This window comes from Saccharothrix sp. CB00851 (assembly GCF_001905065.1).
In the GTDB taxonomy this organism is placed as follows: domain Bacteria; phylum Actinomycetota; class Actinomycetes; order Mycobacteriales; family Pseudonocardiaceae; genus Actinosynnema.
The window spans coordinates 340,197-362,575 of record NZ_LWLC01000001.1 but is presented as its reverse complement, the minus strand read 5'-3'; the positions used below and the strand labels follow the sequence as shown (position 1 = coordinate 362,575).

The window sequence follows — 22,379 nt, the reverse complement described above, 5'->3', positions numbered from 1 at the left end:
GAGAGCGACCGGAACTGACACAGCGAGTCAGTCCCGGGACCGGGCGAGGAGCAGACCTGGAGCGACACCACTGTTAGGAGCAAGCGCCGTATGGCACGACTCGCTGGCGTCGACCTCCCCCGCGAGAAGCGGTTGGAGATCGCGCTCACCTACATCTTCGGCATCGGTCGGACGCGCTCGAAGGAGCTGCTGACCGCCACCGAGATCTCCCCGGACATCCGGGTGAAGGACCTCGGTGACGACGACCTGGCGAAGCTGCGGGACTACATCGAGAACAACTTCAAGGTCGAGGGTGACCTCCGCCGCGAGGTTCAGGCCGACATCCGCCGGAAGATGGAAATCGGCTGCTACGAGGGGCTGCGCCACCGTCGCAACCTGCCCGTCCGCGGGCAGCGCACGAAGACGAACGCGCGCACTCGTAAGGGTCCGAAGAAGACCGTCGCCGGCAAGAAGAAGGCCGGAAAGAAGTAAGACCTCGCGTCTCTAGCCAGTAGGAGTTCACCCAGAAATGCCACCCAAGTCCCGCCAGGGCGCCGGGGTCAAGAAGGTCCGGCGCAAGGAAAAGAAGAACGTCTCGCACGGCCAGGCGCACATCAAGAGCACGTTCAACAACACCATCGTGTCCATCACGGACCCGATGGGCAACGTGATCAGCTGGGCGTCCGCCGGCCACGTCGGCTTCAAGGGCTCCCGCAAGTCCACGCCGTTCGCCGCGCAGATGGCCGCCGAGAACGCCGCCCGCAAGGCCGCCGAGCACGGCATGCGCAAGGTGGACGTGTTCGTGAAGGGTCCCGGCTCCGGCCGTGAGACCGCGATCCGTTCGCTGCAGGCCGCCGGTCTCGAGGTCGGCACCATCCAGGACGTGACCCCGCAGCCCCACAACGGCTGCCGCCCGCCCAAGCGGCGCCGGGTCTGAGGCACGGGGAGGAGTAAGACAACATGGCTCGCTATACCGGACCGGCCACTCGCATCTCGCGCCGTCTCAAGGTCGACCTCGTCGGCGGGGACCAGGCGTTCGAGCGTCGTCCTTACCCGCCCGGCCAGCACGGCCGCGGTCGGATCAAGGAGTCCGAGTACCTGCTGCAGTTGCAGGAGAAGCAGAAGGCCCGCTACACGTACGGCGTCCTGGAGAAGCAGTTCCGGCGCTACTACGAGGAAGCGGTTCGCCGCCCCGGCAAGACCGGTGAGAACCTGCTGCAGATCCTGGAGTCCCGGCTCGACAACGTGGTGTACCGCGCGGGTCTCGCGCGCACCCGTCGTCAGGCCCGCCAGCTGGTCAGCCACGGTCACTTCATCGTGAACGGCCAGAAGGTCAACATCCCGAGCTTCCGGGTGTCGAAGTTCGACATCATCGACGTGAAGCCGAAGTCGCTGCCCACGCTGCCCTTCGAGGCCGCGCGTGCTTCCTTCGGCGACCGGCCGATCCCGGCGTGGCTCCAGGTCGTGCAGTCCAACCTGCGCATCCTGGTCCACCAGCTGCCGGAGCGGGCGCAGATCGACACGCCCGTCACCGAGCAGCTCATCGTCGAGCTCTACTCGAAGTGATCCTCCTGGAGGGGCACGCCAGGAGAAATCCCGGTGGGGCCCCTCCAGTCGGGTCCCGCGGCGGCACGGAATGGTGTGCCGCACGCGTTTGCCGGTCTCCGCGACCGGTTCCCACGACGTCAAATAGCGGGCGTCGGGGCTAGAGAGGAAGAACCCAGTGCTGATTTCCCAGCGCCCCTCGCTCAGCGAGGAAGCGGTCAACGAGACCCGCTCCCGGTTCGTCATCGAGCCGCTGGAGCCGGGCTTCGGCTACACCCTCGGCAACTCGATTCGCCGCACCCTGCTGTCGTCCATCCCCGGCGCGGCCGTGACCAGCATCCGCATCGACGGTGTGCTGCACGAGTTCACGACCGTCCCCGGTGTGAAGGAAGACGTCACCGACATCATCCTCAACCTCAAGGAGCTGGTCGTCAGCTCCGAGGAGGACGAGCCGGTGACCATGTACCTGCGCAAGCAGGGGCCGGGCGCGGTGACCGCGGGCGACATCGTGCCTCCGGCCGGTGTCACCGTGCACAACCCCGACCTGCACATCGCCACCCTGAACGGCAAGGGCAAGCTGGAGATCGAGCTCGTGGTCGAGCGCGGTCGCGGCTACGTCCCCGCCGTGCAGAACAAGCAGGCCGGTGCCGAGATCGGCCGCATCCCGGTCGACTCGATCTACTCGCCCGTCATGAAGGTGACCTACAAGGTCGAGGCCACCCGTGTCGAGCAGCGGACCGACTTCGACAAGCTGATCCTCGACGTCGAGACCAAGCCGTCCATCACGCCGCGCGACGCCGTCGCGTCGGCCGGTAAGACGCTGGTCGAGCTGTTCGGCCTCGCTCGCGAGCTGAACGTCGACGCCGAGGGCATCGAGATCGGCCCCTCGCCCGCCGAGGCGGACACCATCGCGGCGTTCGCGATGCCGATCGAGGACCTGGACCTCACCGTCCGGTCCTACAACTGCCTCAAGCGCGAGGGCATCCACACCGTGGGCGAGCTGGTCTCGCGCAGCGAGGCGGACCTGCTGGACATCCGCAACTTCGGTGCGAAGTCGATCGACGAGGTCAAGATGAAGCTCGTCGGCCTCGGCCTCGCGCTGAAGGACAGCCCCCCTGGGTTCGACCCGTCGGCCGCCGCGTCCGACTACCCCGCCGAAGGCTGGGGCACGGACACCGCCGTGGACAACCACGACGACGGCCAGGACTACGCGGAGACCGAGCAGCTCTGAGGTCGCTTAGCGGCCGGGCCGGAGCAGAGGATCAGAAAGAAATCCGAGGAGCAATTCGATGCCCACCCCCACCAAGGGACCCCGTCTCGGGGGCTCGCCGGCCCACGAGCGGCTGATGCTGGCCAACCTGGCCACGTCCCTGTTCACCCACGGTCGGATCACGACCACCGAGGCCAAGGCGAAGCGGCTGCGCCCGTACGCCGAGAAGCTGATCAGCAAGGCGAAGGTCGGTGACCTGCACAACCGTCGCGAGATCCTGAAGGTGATCCGCGACAAGGACATCGTGCACAAGCTGTTCGCCGAGATCGGCCCGCAGTTCGCCGACCGCCCCGGTGGCTACACCCGCATCACCAAGACGCTGCCGCGCAAGGGCGACAACGCCCCCATGGCCGTGATCGAGCTGGTCGCGGAGTCCACCGTCACCTCCGAGGCGGAGCGCGCCCGCAAGACGAAGTTCGCCAAGGACCAGGCGCCGAAGGCGGCTGAGGCCGAGGAGACCAAGTCCGAGGACGTGCAGGACCAGGACGCCGAGGCGCCCGAGTCCGCCACGAAGGACGCGACCGAGGAGCCCGCCGAGGGCGCCGACGACGCTTCCGCCGAGGCGAAGGCCGACGACAAGGCCGAGGACAAGAAGGACGAGTCCTGACGGACGCGCACTTCACCGACGAGCCCGTCGTTCCCGCTGGGGACGACGGGCTCGTTCGTGTGCGACTGGACCTGGCCTACGACGGCACGGAGTTCTCCGGGTGGGCGCGCCAGCCCGACCGCCGCACGGTGTGCGGGGTGCTGGAGGACACCATGTCCACGGTGCTGCGCGAGGACGTGCAGCTGACCGTGGCGGGTCGCACGGACGCGGGCGTGCACGCGTCGGGGCAGGTGGCGCACGTCGACCTGCCGTCCACCGCGGACGTCGCGGGCCTGCCCAAGCGCTTGGCCCGCGCGCTGCCCGCCGACGTGCGGGTGTTCTCGGCCCGGGTGGTGCCCGCCGAGTTCGACGCGCGGTTCGCCGCGCTGCGCCGGCACTACGAGTACCGGGTGACCGACGCCCCGTTCGGCGCGCACCCGTTGCGCAGGCTGGACACGCTGGCGTGGCCGCGTCCGCTGGACCTGGACGCGTTGAACGCCGCGTCGCGGTTGTTGTTGGGCGAACGGGACTTCTGCGCGTTCTGCAAGCGGCGCGAGGGTGCGACCACGATCCGCGAGCTGCAACGGCTGGAGTGGGTGCGTGACGGCGCCGTGCTGACCGCGCACGTGTCCGCGGACGCGTTCTGCCACTCGATGGTGCGCAGCCTGGTCGGAGCCCTGCTGGCCGTGGGCGAGGGGCGCAAGCCGGTGGGCTGGCCCGCGTCGCTGCTGACGCTGACCGCGCGGTCCAGCGAGGTCACCGTGGCTCCGCCGCACGGGTTGTCGCTGGTCCGGGTCGACTACCCGGCCGACGACGAGCTGGCCGCGCGGGCCGCGGTCACCCGGAACGTGCGCGGCGCGCCGACCAGCTGAGCCAGGCCGCGCCGCCCAGCGGGATCTCCACCAGGTAGGTGAAGAACGCGAACAGCAGCACGCCCGCCACGGCCGGTGCGGCGGGCGTGCCCAGGGAGAGCAGCAGCGCAATGGTGCCGTTCTCGGTGACACCGACCCCGCCGGGCGTGACCACGGCCAGCGTGAGCAACCTGCTCACCGCGAACGCCGCCAGCGTCGGCCCGAGTCCCAGGTGGACGCCCGCGGCGGCCAGGCACCACCACAGCAGCACGGCCTGGAGCAGCAGGTAGGCGAGCATGCCCGCGGTCATCCGCCGCCAGCCGGTGCGGATGACCTGGGTGGTCTGCCTGCGCAGCCGCAGCAGGAACCGGGCCGCCCGGCCGCCGAGGAGCCGGCACAGCCACCGCAGGCGCATCAGCACCGCGACGGCGACGAGCAGCCCGCCGGCCGCCGTGACCGCGCCGATCAGCACGCCGTCACCGACCACCGCGCCGTGCACGGCCAGCGCCACCAGCGGCAGCGCTGCCCGGGACAGGGTGTTCCACAGGCCGCTGACGATCGCCGACGTGGTGATCGCCCGCGCCGAGTGGCCCCAGCTCGACGCCATCACCGCGGTCACCGCCACCCCGGCCGCGCCGCCGAACGGCAGCACGTTGCTGATCGCGCTGCCCGCCGCGTTCAGGCTGAACGCCTGGGTGTTGCGCAGACCGGGCAGCGAGCCGGTGAGCACGTAGGTGTAGGCCCAGAGCCCGGCCAGCCACAGCGCGGTCAACCAGAGCGCGGTGCCGGGGCCGATCGCGCGCAGGTGCTCACCGACCGCCGTCCACGCCACCCCGCCCACGGCCGGCACCAGCGCGATCACCAGCCACGCCGCCAGTCCCAGCGACGCCAGCGACGCGGTGAGCCGCCACCACTGCTTCATCGTGCCCGCAACCGTTTGCGCTCGACGTACCACTCGGTACCCAGGATGACCCGGAACAGCGGCGGCGGCAGCTTCAGCAGCGCGGCGAGGGTTCGGGTGTCCTCGCCGCCCGTGGTCTGGGTCGCGTGCGCCGCCAGGGCCGCGCGCTTGGCCCGCGCGTACCGCCGGACGTCCACCGAGTGGGTGATCTCCGGCCGCGCGGTGAAGGCGCGCTCGAACGGCGCGAGGTCGAAGTCGCGGACCAGCCGGGCGAGCCGCAGGCCGCGCAGCAGCCACGTGCGGTCGACCGTCGCCTCCCAGACGCGGGGCGTGCCGGCGAGCTCGGCGGCCAGCGTGCCGACCCGGTGCACCTGGACGTGGTCGGGGTGCCCGTAGCCGCCGTGGGGGTCGTAGGTGGTGAGCAGTTCGGCGCGTTCCTCGTGCAGCAGCTCGGCCAGCCGTTCCGCGGCCTCGCCCACGTCGGCGCGGGCGAACCCGTGCCGCCCGTCCAGGCCCGAGTCGGGGTAGCCGAGGAACTCCACCCGCGCGCAGCCCAGCACGCGGGCCGACGCGTGCGCTTCTCTGGTGCGGACCGGGCCCAGGTCGGCCCGGTGCGCGCTCAGCCCTCGTTCGCCTGCCGTGGCGACGACCAGCACGACGCGGTGCCCCTCCCGGGCCAGGCGCGCCATCGTGCCGCCGGTCAGCAGCGCCTCGTCGTCGGGGTGGGCGTGGAAGAAGACGCACGTTCGGCTCACGGGTGCCAGAGTGTCAGTTGGTCCGTTCGGCGGCTTGACGGGAGTGCACTTGTCGATCGTTCACGTCACCGACTGCTTCCTGCCGCGGCTGGGTGGGATCGAGGTGCAGGTGGCCGGGTTGGCCCGGGAGCAGGCGGGTGGAGGTGAGGACGTGCACGTGGTGACCGCGACCCGGCTCGCGTCGCCCGGCGAGGGGTACTCGGTGCACCGGATCGCCGTGCGGCTGCCGTGGGAGCTGCCCGTGCACCCGCGGGCGGGTGCGCACCTGGACCGGGTGCTCGCCTCGCTGGGGCCGTCAGTGGTGTACGTGCACGTCGGCGCGATCTCGCCGTTCGCGTGGTCGGGGGTGCGGTCGGCGTTGCGGCTGGACCTGCCCGTGGTGGTCGTGGTGCACAGCATGTGGGACCCGGCGGTGCGGCGGTGCTACCGGGTGCTGGACCAGTTCGTGTCGTGGAGCACGGCGCGGGTGGCGGTGGCGGCGGTGAGCCGTGCGGCGGCGGAGCGGGTGCGCGCGGTCGCGCCGGGGATGCCGGTGGGCGTGGTGCCGAACGGGATCGTGCCGTCGGCGTGGCGGGGGATACCGACGCAGCGGCCGGACGACGCGGTGCACGTGGTGTCGGTGGGTCGGCTCGCGGCGCGGAAGGAGCCTCTGGCGTTGCTGCGGGCGTTGCGGGCGGTGTCGTCGGACGTGCCGTTGCGGGCGACGTTGGCCGGGGCGGGTCCGGAGATGGCGGCGCTGCGGCGGTATGTCGAGCGGCACGGGCTGGGGTGGGTGAGGCTGCCGGGGCGGCTGGACCGGCAGGGGGTGGCGAGGCTGCTGGCCGGGGCGGACGTGTTCGTGAACCCGGCGTCGCAGGAGGCGTTCGGGTTGGCGGCGTTGGAGGCCCGGGCGGCCGGGGTGCCGGTGATCGCGCGGCCGGGGACGGGGGTCGCGGACTTCGTGCGTGATGGGGTGGAGGGGGTGCTGACGCACGATTTGGCCGCGGGCATCACGCGCTTGGTGAACGACCGGGAGGAACGGCTGCGGATCGCGGCGCACAACCGGACCACCGAGCCGACCCACTGCACCTGGCCACGCGTGCTGGAGGCGCTTCAGTCCTGCGCGGCCCGGGCGTGATGGGTCAGAGGCCGAGCTCGCCCAGGTCCACGGTGATCGGGACCGGTGCGGCGGTGATGGTCACCGGACCGGTGGTCCGGACCGCCTGCGCCACCACGTAGCGGTCGCCGTCGAGCCGGTGCGCGGTGAGCTTCAACTCGTGCAGATCGGTCTTCTGGTCGATCGTCCACACGAACGGCACACCCGCGGAGGCGTAGGCCTCCATCTTCGCCTCCCTCTCGGCGCGCGTGTTGCCGGGGGACCAGACCTCCACCGCCAGCATCAGCGCTTCGGCGGGGAAAGCGACACCCGTTGGCCTGTCGACGATTGCGACATCCGGGATCAACCCTGTGCGCAGGGCCGAGGAGATCTTCACGTTCACGGCCGGCACAGCGCGCAGGTTCCCGCGCCCGGCGGCGCGAACCGCGCTGCGGATCTGCACCCCCAATTCGAACGCGACCAGTTGGTGCAGGTAGGAGGGTGCGGGTGACACGTGGAAATGCCCCAGGATCAGCTCGGTGCGTGACCCGTCCTCCGAGGGGGGCAGGGCCAGCCATTCTTCGACCGTGTGCGGGCCGATCGGGTGCTGTAGCGCTGCGGACACGGGTCCACCTCCAGGATCGACTTGATTATGACCCTGGCACAGTCCCGCTGGGGCGACGCAGTGCCTGATCAGGTGAAACGCGGAGCGGCCCCTCACCGGCGGAAGTGGTGAGGGGCCGCTGTCGGGCGAGTGGTCCGAAGCCTCAGAGGTCGAGGGTCCAGGTGTCGATGTAGCCGGTGTCCTGGCTGTACGCGTCACGCACGCGCAGCCGCCAGGTGCCGTTGGCGTTCTCCGCCGACAGGTTCACCGTGTACGTGGCGTCGACGTTGTCCGCACCGTCCGAACCGGACGTCACCTTCAGCTGCTTGACCGCACCGCTCGGCGTGATCAGGTCGATCGCCAGGTCGCCCCGGTAGGTGTGCTTGACGTGCACCTCGACGGTGGCCGCGGAACCGGCCTTGCCGGCGCAGTCCGCGATCGTGATCGGGCTGGTCGCGGTGCCCAGGTCCGGCACGGCCACGTTGGTCGCGTTGGTCTTCGCCGCGCAGCCGCCGGGCGGCGGGGTGGACGTGCCGACCAGGCGCAGCAGCTTGTTCGGCGAACCGGTGCCCGCGTTGCCGACCACGCCGCTCGTCGCGCCGTTGACCAGGGCGTCACGCACCTGCTGCGGCGTGGCGGTGGGGTTGGCGGCCAGGTAGACGGCCGCCGCGCCGACCACGTGCGGCGTCGCCATGGACGTGCCGCTGATCGTGTTGGTGGCGGTGTCGTTGGTGTGCCACGCGGACGTGATGGACGAGCCCGGCGCGAAGATGTCCAGGCAGGTGCCGATGTTCGAGAACGACGACCGGGCGTCGGTGTTGGTCGTGGAACCGACCGTGATCGCCTCCAGCGTGCGCGCCGGGGACGTGTTGCACGCGTTGGCGCCGCTGTCGTTGCCCGCCGCGAGGCCGTAGGTCACGCCCGACGCGATGGAGTTGCGCACGGCCTGGTCGACCGTGGCGTCCGCGCCGCCGCCGAGCGACATGTTCGCGACGGCCGGCTTGACCGCGTTCGCCGTCACCCAGTCGATACCGGCGATGACGCCCGCGTACGTGCCGGAGCCCGCGCAGTTCAGCACCCGCACGCCGACCAGCTTGGCCTTCTTGGCCACGCCGTACTTCGTGCCGCCGACGGTGCCCGCGACGTGCGTGCCGTGGCCGTTGCAGTCGGTGGTGTCGTTGTCGTTGTCGACGGTGTCGCGACCGGACACGGCACGACCGCCGAAATCGCCGTGCGAGTTCCGGATGCCCGTGTCGATGATGTAGGCGGTGACGCCCTCACCCTCGTTCGGGTAGGTGTAGGAGTTGTTCAGCGGCAGCGCGGCCTGGTCGATCCGGTCCAGGCCCCACGACGGGGTCGGCGCCTGCGTGCCGGAGATCTTGACCTCGCCGTCCTGCTGCACGTAGGCCACCGCCGGGTCGGCGGCCAGCTTGCGGGCCTGGGACTCGGTCATCGTGGCCGAGAAACCGCGCAGCGCACGGGTGTAGGTGTGCTTGACGTTCGCCTGGTACTTGCCGCTCAGCGTGCCGACGCTGCTGGTGCTCAGGTCGTTGAGCACCACGATGTAGCTGTCCTTGACCGCGTTGGGCGCGCCCGACCCGAGGATCTCGCCCTCCGCCGCGGCGGAGGTGAACGTGGTCAGCGCGGCCGTGACCGCGAACGCCGTGCCCGTGGCCAGCCCGACACCGGCCAACCGTTTCGTCTTCCTCCAGGACGCGCGAGCGTCTCCCATGGCAGGGGTCTCCTCTTTCGCAGGGTGGGTGTCCGGTCGGCGTCGCCCCCGAAACCGACCGGACACGGTGAGTAGTTCCTAGTTCGCCCTGCGGGTGAGGCGCAAGAATTTGCCCGGAATAACCGACGAACGACTCGTCCACAGTTTTATTCGTGCTGTGAACGAATTGCTGCGGAGAGTGACTGGACCGAGGTGAAAAAATATGCCCCCGGACGAGTCGTCCAGGGGCACGTCCGGTCCGCGCGCGGGTCAGTCGCCGCGCCGGACCGCACCGAGGATCTGCTGCTCACCGGGCGTGGTGACCAGCCGCAACGGCCGCCACAGGTTCGTGCCGAGCGCGATCACCTGGTCGTCCTTGAGCGTGGTGAGCTGGTGCGCCATCTGTGGCGGCAGCCGCCAGATCTGGCTCGCCAACTGCGCCTGCCCGACCGGCAGCCGCTGCAGCAGCACGAGGTCCGCGGAATTCGCCGTGGTCGCCGCCTGGGGGTGCAAATAGGGCAACACGTACATCGTGGTCTGCCACGGCGACCGCGGCGGGAACAACTCCTGCGGCACGTGGCCGCCGTCGTGCACGACCAGCAGCGGGGTGTCCTCCGAGGGCCGCGGCAGCTCCACCGGGCTCAGCCGGCGCAGCTGCACCAGCGGCGACGGCCGACCGTCCGCGCCCGCGCCCGCCGCGCGCACCACCGGCTGCCAGGCCGCCGGGCGGCCCGTGGCGATGGTGATCCACGCGCCGGTCGCCATCGCCCGCAGCGCGATCTGCCTGGCCAGGTAGAGCCCGCCGACCACGACCATGCGGGTCGGCGCGGACCGCAGCACGGAGATCGTCAGCGGCTCGCCCTGCAGGCCCGAGCCGAGCACCATGCCGCCGCGGTCGCCCGACGGGCTCACCACGTCCAGCATCTGCGGCGACACCAGGAACTCCGGCGCCACGCCCTTGCCGCGCGAGTTCATCAACCGGGAGTTGCTCACGCCACACCTCCCAGCGGCAGCGTCGCGGCCAGGCCGGCGACCTGCAGGCCGTTCAACGGGGTCAGCGTGATGTCGAGCTTGTCGGCCAGCGCCTTGAGCCGGTCGTCGGCGCGGTCCAGCTCGGACGGCGTCCGCGCGCTCACCCGGACCATGCCGCGCAGGCCCACCTGGCCCTGCTCGCTGCTCGGCGAGATCGTCATGGACAGCGTCGAGGACAGCGCCCGCACACCGGTCAGCGCGTTCAGGTTGTTGCGCATCCCCTTGGACGGCCAGCCGGTGATCGCGTAGCTGGCGTGGCCGACGCCGCCCGCCGTCACACCGGACCACTTCTCCCGCAACGACACCGAGCTGTTCGACCCGGCCACCGAGGTCAGCTCGGCCGCCGAGATGCCCGCCCGGATCAGCTCGTCGGGGTCGAGCGGCCGGATCGACACACCCGTCGACTCCAACGCGTTGCGCACCCGGGACAGGGCGCCGATCAGCGCCCGGTGCGCGCCGACGACGCCGCCGCCGCGTTCCCGGATCGCCGCCGCGCACCGCCGCGGGTCCAGCCGCACCACGATCCAGGTGGTCCGGCGGGCCGCCGCGGGCAGCGGGCCGAGCACCTCCATGTACGCGTTGAGCGCGGGCGCGTTCACCGGCAGCGCCGCGCTGCCCGGGTAGCAGTGCCAGATCACCGAGATCGCGTCGAGCACCACACCGCGGTCCTCCAGCGTCGGCGCGAGCGCGCCCAGCGGCAGCGACGGCGCGCTGCCCACCGCGGTGATCAGACCGGGCGCCGGGTCGACCAGCAGCACGGCGGTCCACGCGCCCTGGTGCCAGGCCAGGCCGAGCGGACGGCGCTCGTGGTCGACGCCCCGGGCCACCACCAGGTCCGGGACCGCGAGGCGCAGCAGCGCCACCCGCGGGTCGTCCGGGCCGATGACCGAGGACTCCTCCTCCGACGGCGGCTTCATCTCCACCGGGCCGGCGCGCTTGGCCGTGCGGCCGTGCGAGCGGAAGCTGTAGCGCACCACCAGGCCGATCCACTGGGTCAGCCAGCGGCCCCGTGACCGGGTGAACGCCAGGATCAACGCGATCAGCACGATGCCGCCCGCGACGTACATCAGCACGGGCTCGACGCTGTCACCGGTGGCGCCGACGGCGATCAGGACCAGGCCGATGGCGACACCGACCTCGAGGACAACCAGGTTGGCGACCGGAAGCGCGCCCAGGCTCGCGCCTTCGGTGCGACGGCGCGCCCGGAGCAGCGCGGCGCGCACGGCACCGCCTGCCGCCTGCGCGCGTGCCATGGCGGGGTTGGGCTGGCCCGGATGTGGGGTGGTCACGGACATCCGCTCTGGTTCTCTTTCCGTCGGCGTGCGCCGGGTGGACCGACCGGGTCTCACCAACCCGCACACGGACCACCCGCCGTCCGGCTATCGTGCAGACCGTACCGCGACTGGGAGAGCAGCGAGCCGAGAATGGCATCAACACCCACCACCAAGTCACAGGTCCAGGCCTACCGCTTCGTGCTGCGCAGGATGCAGTCCGCCCTGGTTCGCAGAGACGCGGTGATGCTGCACGACCCGATGCGCACGCACTCGCGCGCGACCGCGGTGGGCGTCCTGCTCGGCGTGATCGGCCTGATCGGGTTCCTGATCTTCGGCTTCTTCTCGCCGGACCCGCAGGTCGACGACCAGACGCAGATCGCCATCTCCAAGGAGACCGGCCAGGTCTACGTCGTGCACGTGGTCAACAACACGAAGACGTTGATCCCGATGACCAACCTCGCGTCCGCGCGGTTGTTGCTGCTCCAGCGGTCCAACCCGGACAAGGGCCAGGCCGCGGTAGGGGGCGGTGACGCGGCGGCGGGCCAGGTGAACGCGGGACCGCCGCAGGCCGCGGGCGGCGTGCCGAAGCTGGTCACCGAGAAGGCACTGGCGAAGCTGCCCAAGGGGCGGCTCACCGGCATCCCCGACGGTCCGGACGTGCTGCCGAAGCCCGCCGACCGGATCGGATCGGACTGGTCGGTGTGCGACACGCTGCACCTGGACGAGACGCTCAACGACCCGTCGGCGCCGGGCAAGTTCACCACCACCGTCCTCGCGGGCTACAGCGGCGGCGGCGAGCCGCTCGACGGCAACCGCGCCCTGCTGGTGCGCGCGGGCACCGACGACAAGCAGGCGTACCTGATCTACAAGGCGCCGGTGAACTCCAAGATCACCTCGACGTCCACCGTGCGCGCCAAGGTCGACCTCACCAACGCCGAGGTCCGCACCGCGTTGAACCTGAGCCAGAAGAAGCCGCGGGCGATCAGCTCCGGCCTGCTCAACGCGATCCCCGAGGCGAAGCCGTTGGTGGCGCCCGAGATCGCGGGCCGCGGTCAGGCCGTGAACTACATCCAGGGCGAGAACCTGAGGGTCGGCGCCGTGATCGAGGTCCGCCGCGCCGGCGCCGACTCCGAGTTCCACGTGGTGCTCAAGGACGGCCTGCAGAAGATCAGCCGGGCCGCGGCCGACCTGATCCGCGCGGCCTACGCGCAGGGCGCCGAGCCGAAGCTGGTCGACATCGCGCGCACCAACAGCGCGCCGACCGTCGAGCAGCTCGACTTCGCCGACTACCCGCCGGACGTGCCCGAGGTGCTGGAGCCCAACCAGAACAACGTGGTCGTCTGCCTGGGCTGGCAGGCGCAGAACGTGTCGTCGGCCAACAAGTCGCAGCACACCAAGGTCACCATCGCGCCGTCGCTGCCGATCCCGTCCAACGTCGTTCCGGTGGAGATCAACCAGGTCGGCGCGACCGGCGAGATCGTCAGCCAGTTCGTGATGGCGCCGGGCAAGTCGGCCGTGGTGCGCAGCGCGACGTCCACCCAGGACTTCGCCAGCGGCCCGATCCACCTGATCACCGGCCGCGGCGTGAAGTACGGCATCCCGGACGTCACCACCAGCGGCGCGCTCGGGCTCGGCGTGGACGGGTTCTCGCCCGGACCGGAGTCGATCCTGCGGCTGCTGCCCAACGGGCCGCAGCTCAACCGCAACGACGCCGCCCGCAGCTGGGACTCGATCCCGGTGCCGAAGGACCAGGGACTGCTGCCCGAGGAGAAGGCCAGGAAGCAAGGCGGCTGAGAGCAAGGCGGCTGAGCCCGTGTTGCTGAGCCCTTTGGGGGAACCGGCGTGCGCCGGTTCCCGTCAGAGGGAGCAGGAGGTGTCCGGGTGAACGAGGTCACACGTGGGCCGGCGGGCGGCAGGCAGGTTTCGGTCGACCCGCGCTGGATCGAGCTGTACGCGCGGCGCGTCGAAGAAGCGGCCGAGGAGCTGACCCGGGCACGGGCGGAGCTGCGCGAGGCGCCGATGCGCCCCCAGAGCTTCGGCGAGCTGGGTCGCACGCTGCGCAACGCCGAGGCGTACGGCCGGGCCGCCGCGCTGCTCAACCAGCAGCTGGACCGGGCGTGCGAGGTGCTGACGTCCGCGGCGAAGGGCCTGCACGAGGTGGCCGAGCACTACGGCGCCCAGGACGAGGACGCGGTGGCGCTGATCAAGGCGGTCGACCGGCGGGCGGGGTTGAGCTGATGCGGGGCAAGGACGGCAGGCAGATCGCCGCCGAGGTCGGGCCGGAGCTGGACTACCTGTCCGGGATCAGCCGCAGGCTCGGCGTGCGCGACCTCGTGGCGGACTACTTCACGCCCGTCGTGGGCGACTGGAACGACCTGCAGGAGGAGGCGGAGCGCTGGAGCAAGGCCGGGCTCGTCGCCGAGCACGTGACGCGTGACCTGACCAAGCCGCTGGGCAAGCTCGACTCGGCGTGGCAGGGCAAGGACGCGGACGCGTTCGTGGAGCACATGCAGACGGTCGGGCTGGCCGGGCACGACATGTCCGACGCGATGCACGCGATGGGCGAGGCGCTGGACCAGACCGCCGAGGGCATCCGCGGGATCGTGCAGGACATGTCCCGGGTGTTCGCCGAGGCCGCCGAGACGGTGTCCGGCGCGGCCGCGTTGCCGTTGGACGGCGATCGGCGCGTGGTGGAGGCGTTGGACGAGCTGCACGACCCGGCGAAGGAGCTGCACGAGTCGGTGCGGGACGTGCTGGAGGCGTTCCTGCGGTTGTGCGACGGGGTGTCCGGTTCGGACGACTTCGCCGACGTGAAGATGGAGCACCGCTACCCCGAGCAGAACTGGACCTTCACCGCGCCCGCGAAGCCGGGCGCTCCGGAGCCGGTTGTCACCACGCCGCCTGCCGACACGAAACCGGCCGGATCTGGTGGGTCCGGGGGATCTGGTGGGTCCGGCGGCGGTGTGCCGGGTGGGGGCGGTGGCGGTGTGCCCGGTGGTGGTGGGTTGCCTGGTGGTGATGCGGCGGAGCGGATGCAGCCTGGTGCGTCGACAGGTGTGTCCGAGCCGCGTCCGGTGGAGCCTGGTGCGCGTCCGGCTGCGGCTGCCGCGTCGGCGGGTCCGGCCGGGCCGGTGGCGGGCGGTGCCGGGATGATGGGCGCCGGGATGATGGGCGGCATGGGCGCCGGCGGTCAGCAGGGCGGCGACAAGGAGCACAAGTCGAAGGTCCAGTTGGCCGGGTCGACGGAGCAGGTCTTCGGCAAGCCCAAGAAGTCCGCGCCACCGGTTCTCGGTGAGGACTGACTGAGGACCTGAAAGCTCGGAAAGACCAAGAGCGTCCCCGTTCGGCGGGGACGCTCTTGGTCTTTCAGGCTGGATCGGCTAGATCGCGGAGCGCTTCGGAGCGGGTACGCGCTTGGCGCGGTTGCGGTTCACGGTGTGGACGATGAACATCGTCAGCAGGAGCAGGCCGACGCCCGCGCCCGTGCCGGACAGGGCCACGATCATCGGCGTGCTGCTGGGCGGGTTCAGCGGGCCCAGGTCGGTCATCAGCTGCTCCGGCACGACCGGCTTGGCGCCAGGCCGTTCGGACGGCAGCTCGGCGGTCAGCGCGGCCACCGGGTTGATGATCCCGTAGCCGACCTTGTGGTCCCGGCCGCCCGGGTTGCCCGGGTGTTGAGCGGTCGCCGTGATGCGTTCCATGACCTGCTTGGCCTTCAGGTCCGGGAACCGCTGGCGCACCAGCGCGACGACGCCCGCCACGTACGGCGAGGCGAAGCTGGTGCCCTGGATCTTGGCGAGCTGCTTGCTGCGCGGGTCGCGGTTCGCGTCGGTCAGGCCCTGGCCGGCGGGGTCGAGGGTGACGATGTCCTCGCCCGGCGCGGCGACGCTGACCCACGGGCCCCACACGGAGAACGGCGACACCTGGCCGTTCTGGCCGACTGATGCCACGGAGAGCACGTTGTCGGCGTACCACGGCGGCGACGCGACCACGTTGACCCGGTTCGGGTCCTCGTTGTCGTTCTGGGTCCGGCAGCCGCCCTCGCTGTCGATGTTGCCCGCGGCGGTGACGATGACGACGTTGCGGTCGTTCACCGCCCAGTCGATCGCGGCCTGCAGCTCGCGCTCCTGGTTGCTGGACTCGGTCGGGTCACCGCACGAGGTCAGCGAGATGTTGATCACGGTCGCGCCCTGGTCGACGGCGGAGACGATGGCCTTCGCGAGGGTGCCGACCTTGCCCGCGGTCTCCCGGTTGTCCTTGCCCGTCGGGTCCTTGAACTCGAAGTTGTCGCTGGTCTGGCGGAACGCGAGCACCGTCGCCTCGGGTGCGGCGCCGACGAAACCGGTCGTCTCGTCCCGGCTGGCCGCCGCCACGCCCGCGACCTCGGTGCCGTGGCCGTCGCAGTCGGACACGCCCTTCTTCTCGGTCTCGACGTAGTCGCCGCCAGGGATGACCCGGCCCTGGAGCCGCGGGTGGTTGGCGTTGACACCGGTGTCGATGATCGCGAGCTTGATGTCCTTGCCGGTGGCGAAGCGGTGCGCCTCCTCCAGCCGGAGCTGCATCTGGCCCCACGGCTTGTTCGGGATCGGGCGGTCCACGCCCGAGGTCACGCACGCCACCTGCTTCTGCTTGTAGTCGACGTCTTCCTGGGGCGCCTCGGGCGCCCGCAGGAACGACCGGTCCACCGGCGGTGGCTGCGAGTTCGGCCGGCCGGCCGGGTTCGCCGTGGTGGTCGCCGGTGCCGCGCTCGTCGTCGTGGCCTTGGGCGTCGAGGTCGTCGACGGCTGGGCGAACGCGCCGGGAGCGGTCACCAGGGTGGCCGCCACCGCGCCCAGCGCGGCGATCTTGCGGATGCGCATCAGGGCCTCACGCGGGGATGAGCTGGCGCATGGCCACGTAGAGGTCCATCACCGCGAGCGCCAGCGGCAGCACCGCGGCGATCAGGATGGCCTCCAGGACGTCGACCGTGCGACGCAGCACCGGGGAGAACTTCTGGTTCGGGAAGATCACGCCGAGCACCAGCGCGCCCGCGCCGACGATCACCAGGGTGCCGAACACGTACAGCAGCCGGTCGCCCGCCGAGGACTGCAGCAGCCACCCGATCAGCACGCCCGTACCCGCGACCATGCCGCTGGCCAGCAGCGCCACCGCCTGCGCGCCGTTGGCGTAAGCACGGCCGCGCAGCAGCAGCACCAGCGTCACCACGATCGCCAGCAACGGGCCCCAGATGGTGCCGTCGCCCGCCGCGATCACCGAGAACACCGCGGCGATGCCACCGCAGCCGATGATCATGCCGGTCAGGTACTCGTGCGCGTTGGCGGTGCGCCGCTCGATCACGGAGTACTCCGGGAAACCGGTGTCCTCCTTGAGGTCCTCGGCACTGCCCGGCACGGTCGGCAGCGGCAGCTTGGCCAGCTGGATCGTCAACCGGGGCAGCATGGACAGCGCGGCCAGCGAGACCGCGGCGGTCGCCGCCGCGATGCCCTGCACGGGGTGGTCGACGAAGATGCCGACGAGGAACGCGAGGGCGCTCAGCGCGCCTGCCGTGGCCGCCGCGATGAACACCGTGATGCCGCGCCCGATCAGCATGATCGCGGCCGAGGCGAAGATCAGCACGAGCACGCTGGCCAGCAGCAGGCTCGGTCGGCCGATCGGTCCCGGCACGATGTACAGGCCCGCGACGTAGGCCATCGGCAGGCCGCCCGCCGCGGCGATCAGCACGCCCGTGCCCGTCGCCGCGTAGGAGCGCGCCACCACCGCGCCCGCCGCCATCGCCGCGATGGCGACCACACCCGCGCAGATCGCCGGCGCGAGGTTGCCGCCGCCCGCGAGCGGACCGGCCATCAGCACCGCGATCGCGGCCGTGATGAGCGCCAACGCGCCCGCGAGGTGGCCGTAGCGCCGGGCCGTGTCCTTGGTCCACGGGCGGAAGCTGTCCGGGTCGGACTCGGCGATCGCGTCGACCACGTCGTCGTACAGCGGAGGCGGCGGGTTCTCGTTGCGCTTGCGCAGCTGGAGGAGCTCGCCGTCGACCACGCCGAGCGACGCCAGCGTGCGGCTCGGGTCGAGCGGACCGTCGCCGAGCTTGGCCAACGCCCAGCCGCCGTGCCGCACGCCACCGTCCGGAGTGGCCTCCTTGGCCATGTCCAGCAGCATCGGCAGCAGGTCGGCCACCGCGACGTCGGCGGGCAGCGCGACGTCGATACGCGTTCGCGGCGCAACCACCGTCACCCGGCTGAACACCGTCGTTCCGGTCGCCACCAGCGCCCCCTAAAGTCCTGATGAGTGTGTGCTGTGGTTCCGCCCCGACCTTATTGGTCCGGTCGGACGTGCTTCGTCCGCCCCTCTCCAGGAGCGTGCCCAGTATGGGGGCAGCGGCCGTCGCGGCAGGGCCGTTCCGCGCAACCCGTTGCAACACGTTGACCGCGGATTTGCCCGACCCCCCGTCGTGCGGGGTTCCGATGCGCCATAGTGTCGGTTGCCGCGGGTGGCGCCCCTGCCGCTGGTGGCCCGCCCGTCCACCCGGTCTCGCCGGGTCGGGAGGATCGCAACGGGATCGACGCTGAAGAGGTGCCTGTTAGGTGAGCACGCTGCAGTTCAAGCGCACGGCACGCCTCGCTGCTCCCCGCCCGCCGGGCGGTGAGGTCCACCTCGAACCGCCACCCGAGGTGCCCCGGGTCATCCCCGGCAACATCATGATGAAGGCGATGCCCGTCGTCATGATCGTCTCGTCCGTCGGCATGATGGTGCTGATGTTCAGCTACAGCGGGCGCAGCCCCGCTGCGATGATCATGCCCGGCATGATGCTGGTCTCGACCATCGGCATGATGGCCGGCGGCATGGGCAGCGGCAAGGGCCAGAAGAAGGCCGAGATGAACGAGGACCGCAAGGACTACCTGCGCTACCTCGGCCAGATGCGCGACCGCGCCCGCGAAGCCGCCAACGAGCAGCGCGCCGAGCGCGAGTGGGTGCACCCCGACCCGCAGATGCTGTGGTCCCTGGCCACCACCCGGCGCATGTGGGAGCGCCGGCAGAACGACCCCGACTTCTGCCACCTGCGCGCGGGCCGCGGCTCGCAGCGGCTGGCCACCCGGCTCGTGCCGCCGCAGACCGGTCCGGTCGAGGAGCTGGAGCCGATCGCGACGCTGGCGCTGCGCCGGTTCGTGCGCGCCCACTCGCTGGTGCCCGACCTGCCGATCTCCATCGCGCTGCGCGGCTTCGCCGCCGTCGGCCTGCTCGGCGAGACCAACGAGAAGCGCGGCCTGGCCCGCGCCCTGCTGGCCCAGATGGTCACCTTCCACTCGCCGGACGACCTGCTCATCGCGGTCGTCACCACCGGTCGCACCAAGGCCGAGTGGGAGTGGATGAAGTGGCTGCCGCACGTGCAGCACCCGACGATCGTCGACGGCATCGGCCAGATGCGGATGATGGCCGGCTCGCTGGCCGAGGTCGAGCAGATGCTGGACGAGCAGCTGCGCGACCGGCAGCGGTTCACCCGCAACGCGCCGCCGCCCGCCGACCAGCCGCACGTCGTGATCGTGATCGACGACGGCGACGTCACCCGGGAAGAGCAGATCATCCTGGAAGAGGGCCTGGTCGGCGTCACGCTGCTCGACCTGTCCGAGTCGCTGGGCAACCTCACCGCCCGCCGCGGCCTGCGGCTGGTGATCGAGGACGGCAAGCTCGGCGCGCGCAGCGCGAGCGGTGTCGAGTGGTTCGGCGCGCCGGACTGGTTGAGCGTGGTCGAGGCCGAGGCGCTGGCCCGGCGGCTGTCGCCGTACCGGATCGGCGGCGTCGACGCGGGCGGCAGCGACGAGGACCCGCTGTCGATGAGCAACAACCCGCCGCTGCTGGAGTTCCTGGGCATCCCCGGCGACCCGATGACCTTCGACGTGCAGGCGGCCTGGCGGCCGCGGCCGGTGCGCGACCGCTACCGGGTGCCGTTCGGCATCGGCGAGTTCGGTCAGCAGGTCGAGCTGGACATCAAGGAAGCGGCGATGGAGGGCATGGGCCCGCACGGCCTGTGCATCGGCGCCACCGGTTCCGGTAAGTCCGAGTTCCTGCGCACGCTGGTGCTGGGCATGCTGGCGACGCACTCCTCGACCTCGCTCAACATGATCCTGGTCGACTTCAAGGGTGGTGCGACCTTCCTCGGCCTGGACAAGGCGCCGCACGTCGCGGCGACGATCACCAACCTGGCGGGCGACCTGACCCTGGTCGACCGCATGAAGGACGCCATCGCCGGTGAGGTGTCCCGGCGTCAGGAAGTGCTGGCCAAGGGCAACTACAAGAACGTGTGGGACTACGAGAAGGCGCGCGAGAACGGCGCCGACCTCGACCCGCTGCCCGCGTTGTTCATCTGCATCGACGAGTTCTCCGAGATGCTGACGGCGAAGCCGGACTTCATCGACATCTTCCTCCAGATCGGTCGTGTCGGCCGGTCGCTGCAGATGCACATGCTGCTGGCGTCGCAGCGGCTGGAGGAGGGCAAGCTGCGCGGTCTGGACACGTTCCTGTCCTACCGGATCGGTCTGAAGACGTTCTCCGCCGCCGAGTCCCGTGCCGCGATCGGCGTGCCGGACGCCTACGAGCTGCCGCCCATCCCGGGTTCGGGGTACCTGGGCGTGCAGGGCTCGCCGCTGACCCGGTTCAAGGCGCTGTACGTGTCGGGCCCGTACCGGCCCGCCGGGTTGCAGGTCGCGGGCCCGTCCGCGCCGGTGACCAGCGACAAGCGCCCGCGCTACTTCGTGCCGGACTACATCGAGATCCCCAAGGAGCCGGTGCGGCCGGTCGAGCCGGTCAAGCAGGAGAAGAAGGAAGAGGACTCGAACGAGCCCTCGGAGCTCGAGGTCATCGTCGAGCGGCTGGTGGGCCAGGGCCCGCCGGCGCACGAGGTGTGGCTGCCGCCGTTGAACGAGCCGCCGTCGCTGGACACGCTGCTGCCTCCGCTCCAGCCGACCGAGGACCGCGGCCTGACCGCGCCCGGGTTCTTCTCCAACGGCAAGCTGCAGGTGCCGCTGGGCGTGGTGGACAAGCCGTTCGAGCAGCGGCGCGACCTGCTGTGGGCGGACTTCTCCGGTGCGGCCGGTCACGGCGCGATCGTCGGCGGCCCGCAGTCGGGCAAGTCGATGATGCTGCGCACGCTCATCACGTCCATGGCGTTGACGCACACCCCCGAGGAAGCGCAGTTCTACTGCCTGGACCTCGGTGGTGGCACGCTCGCCTCGTTGGAGAACCTGCCGCACGTCGGTGGTTTCGCCAGCCGGTTGGACGTGGACAAGGCGCGCCGGATGGTGGCCGAGCTGTCGGGCCTGATCTCCGAGCGCGAGCAGCGGTTCCGCGCGCAGGGCATCGACTCGATGGTCGAGTTCCGCAACCGCAAGCGGCGCGGCGAGATCCGCGACGACGACTTCGGTGACGCGTTCCTGATCGTGGACGGCTGGATGAACTTCCGGCAGGAGTTCGAGGCGCTGGAGCCGATGGTCCAGGCGCTGGCCGCGCAGGGTCTGTCCTACGGCGTGCACGTGGTCGTGGCGGCGAACCGGTGGGCGGAGATCCGGCCCGCGATGAAGGACCTGCTCGGCACGCGGTTCGAGCTGCGCCTCGGTGACGTCAGCGAGTCCGAGGTGGACCGGAAGGTCGCGGTCAACGTGCCGCCGGGCCGGCCGGGTCGCGGTCTGTCGCCGCAGAAGCTGCACTTCCTCACCGCGCTGCCGCGCATCGACGCGTCGTCGGACGCGGAGAACGTGGCGGCGGGCGTGCAGGACATGATCGCGAAGGTGTCGGGTGCCTGGCGCGGCCGGCGTGCGCCGCAGGTCCGCCTGCTGCCCGACCTGCTGCCGTACCAGGACTTCATGGCGCAGGTGCAGCAGCAGCGGCCCAATCGCGGTCACCTGGTGCCGATCGGCGTCAACGAGGACGAGCTGGCACCGGTCTACCTGGACTTCGACGCCGACCCGCACTTCATGGCGCTGGCCGACGGCGAGTCCGGCAAGACCAACCTGCTGCGCGCGATCGTGCGCGGCATCATGACCAGCTACACCTCGACCGAGGCGCTGATCATGCTGGTCGACTACCGGCGCACCATGCTCGGCTACATCGAGACCGATCACCTGCTGTCCTACGCGGTGTCGTCGGCGCAGCTCACGGACATGATCAAGGACGTGCGCGGCTCGATGACCAACCGCCTGCCCGGCCCGGACGTCACGCAGGAGCAGCTGAAGAACCGCTCCTGGTGGAAGGGCCCGGAGCTGTTCGTGGTCGTGGACGACTACGATCTGGTCGCGCCGCAGGGCGGGGCGAACCCGCTGCAGCCGCTGGCGGAGTTCATCCCGCAGGCCAAGGACGTGGGTCTGCACATCGTCGCGGTGCGCCGCATGGGTGGCGCGTCGCGGGCCATGTACGACCCGATCCTGGGCAAGCTGAAGGAGATCTCGGCGCCGATCCTGGTGGGTTCCGGTTCGAAGGAGGAAGGCGCGATCGTGGGCAACCTCAAGGCGTCGCCGCAGCCTCCCGGCCGGGGCACGCTGGTCACCCGCAAGCTGGGCCAGCAGCGCATCCAGGTGGCGTGGATCGACCCGGATTGACCGGTCCTCGAGCACGACGGGAAGGCCTCGCTCCGGCGGGGCCTTCCCGCGTTCCGGTGGGCTTTCGGCGGCACGTGCCCGGCTCGACGTGTGTCGGGTCCTGGCGCGGGCCGCCGGCCATCCCACCTGCTCGAACGGCGATACCCCCGGTGTCGCGGACCGCCGTGCGGCCGGTGCGGTGGACGCGGGTGACCGTGCCGGACGGCACTC

General features: G+C 71.1%; 19 protein-coding genes. 11 read left to right on the top strand and 8 right to left on the bottom strand.

Going from position 1 to position 22,379, the window contains the following annotated elements; genetic code table 11:
• The first annotated feature begins 90 nt into the window (after nucleotides 1-90).
• The 6 genes from rpsM to truA all read left to right on the top strand — a co-directional run bounded on the left by rpsM (nucleotide 91) and on the right by truA (nucleotide 4,252).
• Nucleotides 91-471, top strand: coding sequence for a 30S ribosomal protein S13 (rpsM, locus tag A6A25_RS01630; RefSeq protein WP_073885904.1), 381 nt, complete (start codon nucleotides 91-93; stop codon nucleotides 469-471).
• A gap of 37 nt (nucleotides 472-508) precedes the next feature.
• Nucleotides 509-916, top strand: a complete 408-nt coding sequence (rpsK, locus tag A6A25_RS01625; RefSeq protein ID WP_033428592.1) for a 30S ribosomal protein S11 — start codon at nucleotides 509-511, stop codon at nucleotides 914-916.
• A gap of 23 nt (nucleotides 917-939) precedes the next feature.
• Nucleotides 940-1,545, top strand: coding sequence for a 30S ribosomal protein S4 (gene rpsD / locus A6A25_RS01620; protein WP_053718426.1), 606 nt, complete (start codon nucleotides 940-942; stop codon nucleotides 1,543-1,545).
• Between the two features lie 157 nt (nucleotides 1,546-1,702).
• Complete coding sequence (locus A6A25_RS01615) at nucleotides 1,703-2,755, top strand: DNA-directed RNA polymerase subunit alpha (protein ID WP_033436734.1); 1,053 nt, start codon at nucleotides 1,703-1,705, stop codon at nucleotides 2,753-2,755.
• 58 nt (nucleotides 2,756-2,813) lie between these two features.
• Nucleotides 2,814-3,401, top strand: coding sequence for a 50S ribosomal protein L17 (gene rplQ, locus A6A25_RS01610; RefSeq protein ID WP_073885903.1), 588 nt, complete (start codon nucleotides 2,814-2,816; stop codon nucleotides 3,399-3,401).
• A gap of 59 nt (nucleotides 3,402-3,460) precedes the next feature.
• Entirely contained in the window at nucleotides 3,461-4,252 is a 792-nt protein-coding gene (gene truA / locus A6A25_RS01605; RefSeq protein WP_241828456.1) for a tRNA pseudouridine(38-40) synthase TruA, read from the top strand.
• Here the strand turns inward: truA and A6A25_RS01600 are convergent.
• Together A6A25_RS01600 and A6A25_RS01595 are read right to left on the bottom strand one after the other, a co-directional pair.
• Nucleotides 4,218-5,153, bottom strand: coding sequence for a lysylphosphatidylglycerol synthase transmembrane domain-containing protein (locus A6A25_RS01600; protein ID WP_073885901.1), 936 nt, complete (start codon nucleotides 5,151-5,153; stop codon nucleotides 4,218-4,220). The genes truA and A6A25_RS01600 overlap by 35 nt on opposite strands.
• Complete coding sequence (locus A6A25_RS01595; RefSeq protein WP_073885900.1) at nucleotides 5,150-5,887, bottom strand: PIG-L deacetylase family protein; 738 nt, start codon at nucleotides 5,885-5,887, stop codon at nucleotides 5,150-5,152. The genes A6A25_RS01600 and A6A25_RS01595 overlap by 4 nt, the downstream gene beginning before the upstream one ends.
• Nucleotides 5,888-5,936: 49 nt before the next feature.
• On the opposite strand from A6A25_RS01595, the gene A6A25_RS01590 reads away from it, so the two are divergent.
• Nucleotides 5,937-7,004 carry a glycosyltransferase family 4 protein gene (locus tag A6A25_RS01590; RefSeq protein ID WP_073886357.1) on the top strand — a complete coding sequence of 356 codons (1,068 nt, stop codon included), beginning with the start codon at nucleotides 5,937-5,939 and terminating at the stop codon, nucleotides 7,002-7,004.
• A 4-nt stretch (nucleotides 7,005-7,008) separates the two neighbouring features.
• On the opposite strand, the gene A6A25_RS01585 is transcribed toward A6A25_RS01590, so the two are convergent.
• The 4 genes from A6A25_RS01585 to eccE form a co-directional block, all read right to left on the bottom strand.
• The gene (locus A6A25_RS01585; protein ID WP_073885899.1) at nucleotides 7,009-7,587 is read right to left on the bottom strand and encodes a Uma2 family endonuclease; all 579 of its coding nucleotides are present in this window, start codon (nucleotides 7,585-7,587) and stop codon (nucleotides 7,009-7,011) included.
• Between the two features lie 142 nt (nucleotides 7,588-7,729).
• Entirely contained in the window at nucleotides 7,730-9,298 is a 1,569-nt protein-coding gene (locus tag A6A25_RS01580; RefSeq protein ID WP_073885898.1) for a S8 family peptidase, read from the bottom strand.
• A gap of 249 nt (nucleotides 9,299-9,547) precedes the next feature.
• Complete coding sequence (locus A6A25_RS01575) at nucleotides 9,548-10,252, bottom strand: hypothetical protein (RefSeq protein WP_073886356.1); 705 nt, start codon at nucleotides 10,250-10,252, stop codon at nucleotides 9,548-9,550.
• Nucleotides 10,253-10,266: 14 nt separating this feature from the next.
• Nucleotides 10,267-11,604, bottom strand: a complete 1,338-nt coding sequence (eccE, locus tag A6A25_RS01570) for a type VII secretion protein EccE (RefSeq protein WP_143192912.1) — start codon at nucleotides 11,602-11,604, stop codon at nucleotides 10,267-10,269.
• Nucleotides 11,605-11,733: 129 nt separating this feature from the next.
• Here eccE and eccB point away from each other — a divergent pair, with 129 nt between their 5' ends.
• The 3 genes from eccB to A6A25_RS01555 all read left to right on the top strand — a co-directional run bounded on the left by eccB (nucleotide 11,734) and on the right by A6A25_RS01555 (nucleotide 14,885).
• Nucleotides 11,734-13,377 carry a type VII secretion protein EccB gene (gene eccB / locus A6A25_RS01565; protein WP_073885896.1) on the top strand — a complete coding sequence of 548 codons (1,644 nt, stop codon included), beginning with the start codon at nucleotides 11,734-11,736 and terminating at the stop codon, nucleotides 13,375-13,377.
• 87 nt (nucleotides 13,378-13,464) lie between these two features.
• Nucleotides 13,465-13,821: a hypothetical protein gene (locus A6A25_RS01560; protein WP_083667805.1), complete on the top strand. Its 357-nt coding sequence runs from the start codon at nucleotides 13,465-13,467 to the stop codon at nucleotides 13,819-13,821.
• Nucleotides 13,821-14,885 (top strand): WXG100 family type VII secretion target, encoded by a 1,065-nt coding sequence (locus A6A25_RS01555; protein ID WP_073885895.1) that lies wholly within the window; start codon nucleotides 13,821-13,823, stop codon nucleotides 14,883-14,885. Before A6A25_RS01560 ends, A6A25_RS01555 begins: the two co-directional genes overlap by 1 nt.
• A 78-nt stretch (nucleotides 14,886-14,963) precedes the next feature.
• Here the strand turns inward: A6A25_RS01555 and mycP are convergent, their stop codons facing one another.
• Together mycP and eccD are read right to left on the bottom strand one after the other, a co-directional pair.
• Nucleotides 14,964-16,442, bottom strand: a complete 1,479-nt coding sequence (mycP, locus tag A6A25_RS01550) for a type VII secretion-associated serine protease mycosin (protein ID WP_073885894.1) — start codon at nucleotides 16,440-16,442, stop codon at nucleotides 14,964-14,966.
• 7 nt (nucleotides 16,443-16,449) lie between these two features.
• Nucleotides 16,450-17,844, bottom strand: coding sequence for a type VII secretion integral membrane protein EccD (eccD, locus tag A6A25_RS01545; protein WP_073885893.1), 1,395 nt, complete (start codon nucleotides 17,842-17,844; stop codon nucleotides 16,450-16,452).
• 320 nt (nucleotides 17,845-18,164) lie between these two features.
• Between eccD and eccCa the strand changes: the two genes are divergently transcribed.
• Nucleotides 18,165-22,169, top strand: coding sequence for a type VII secretion protein EccCa (eccCa, locus tag A6A25_RS01540; RefSeq protein ID WP_073885892.1), 4,005 nt, complete (start codon nucleotides 18,165-18,167; stop codon nucleotides 22,167-22,169).
• Nucleotides 22,170-22,379: the final 210 nt, after the last annotated feature.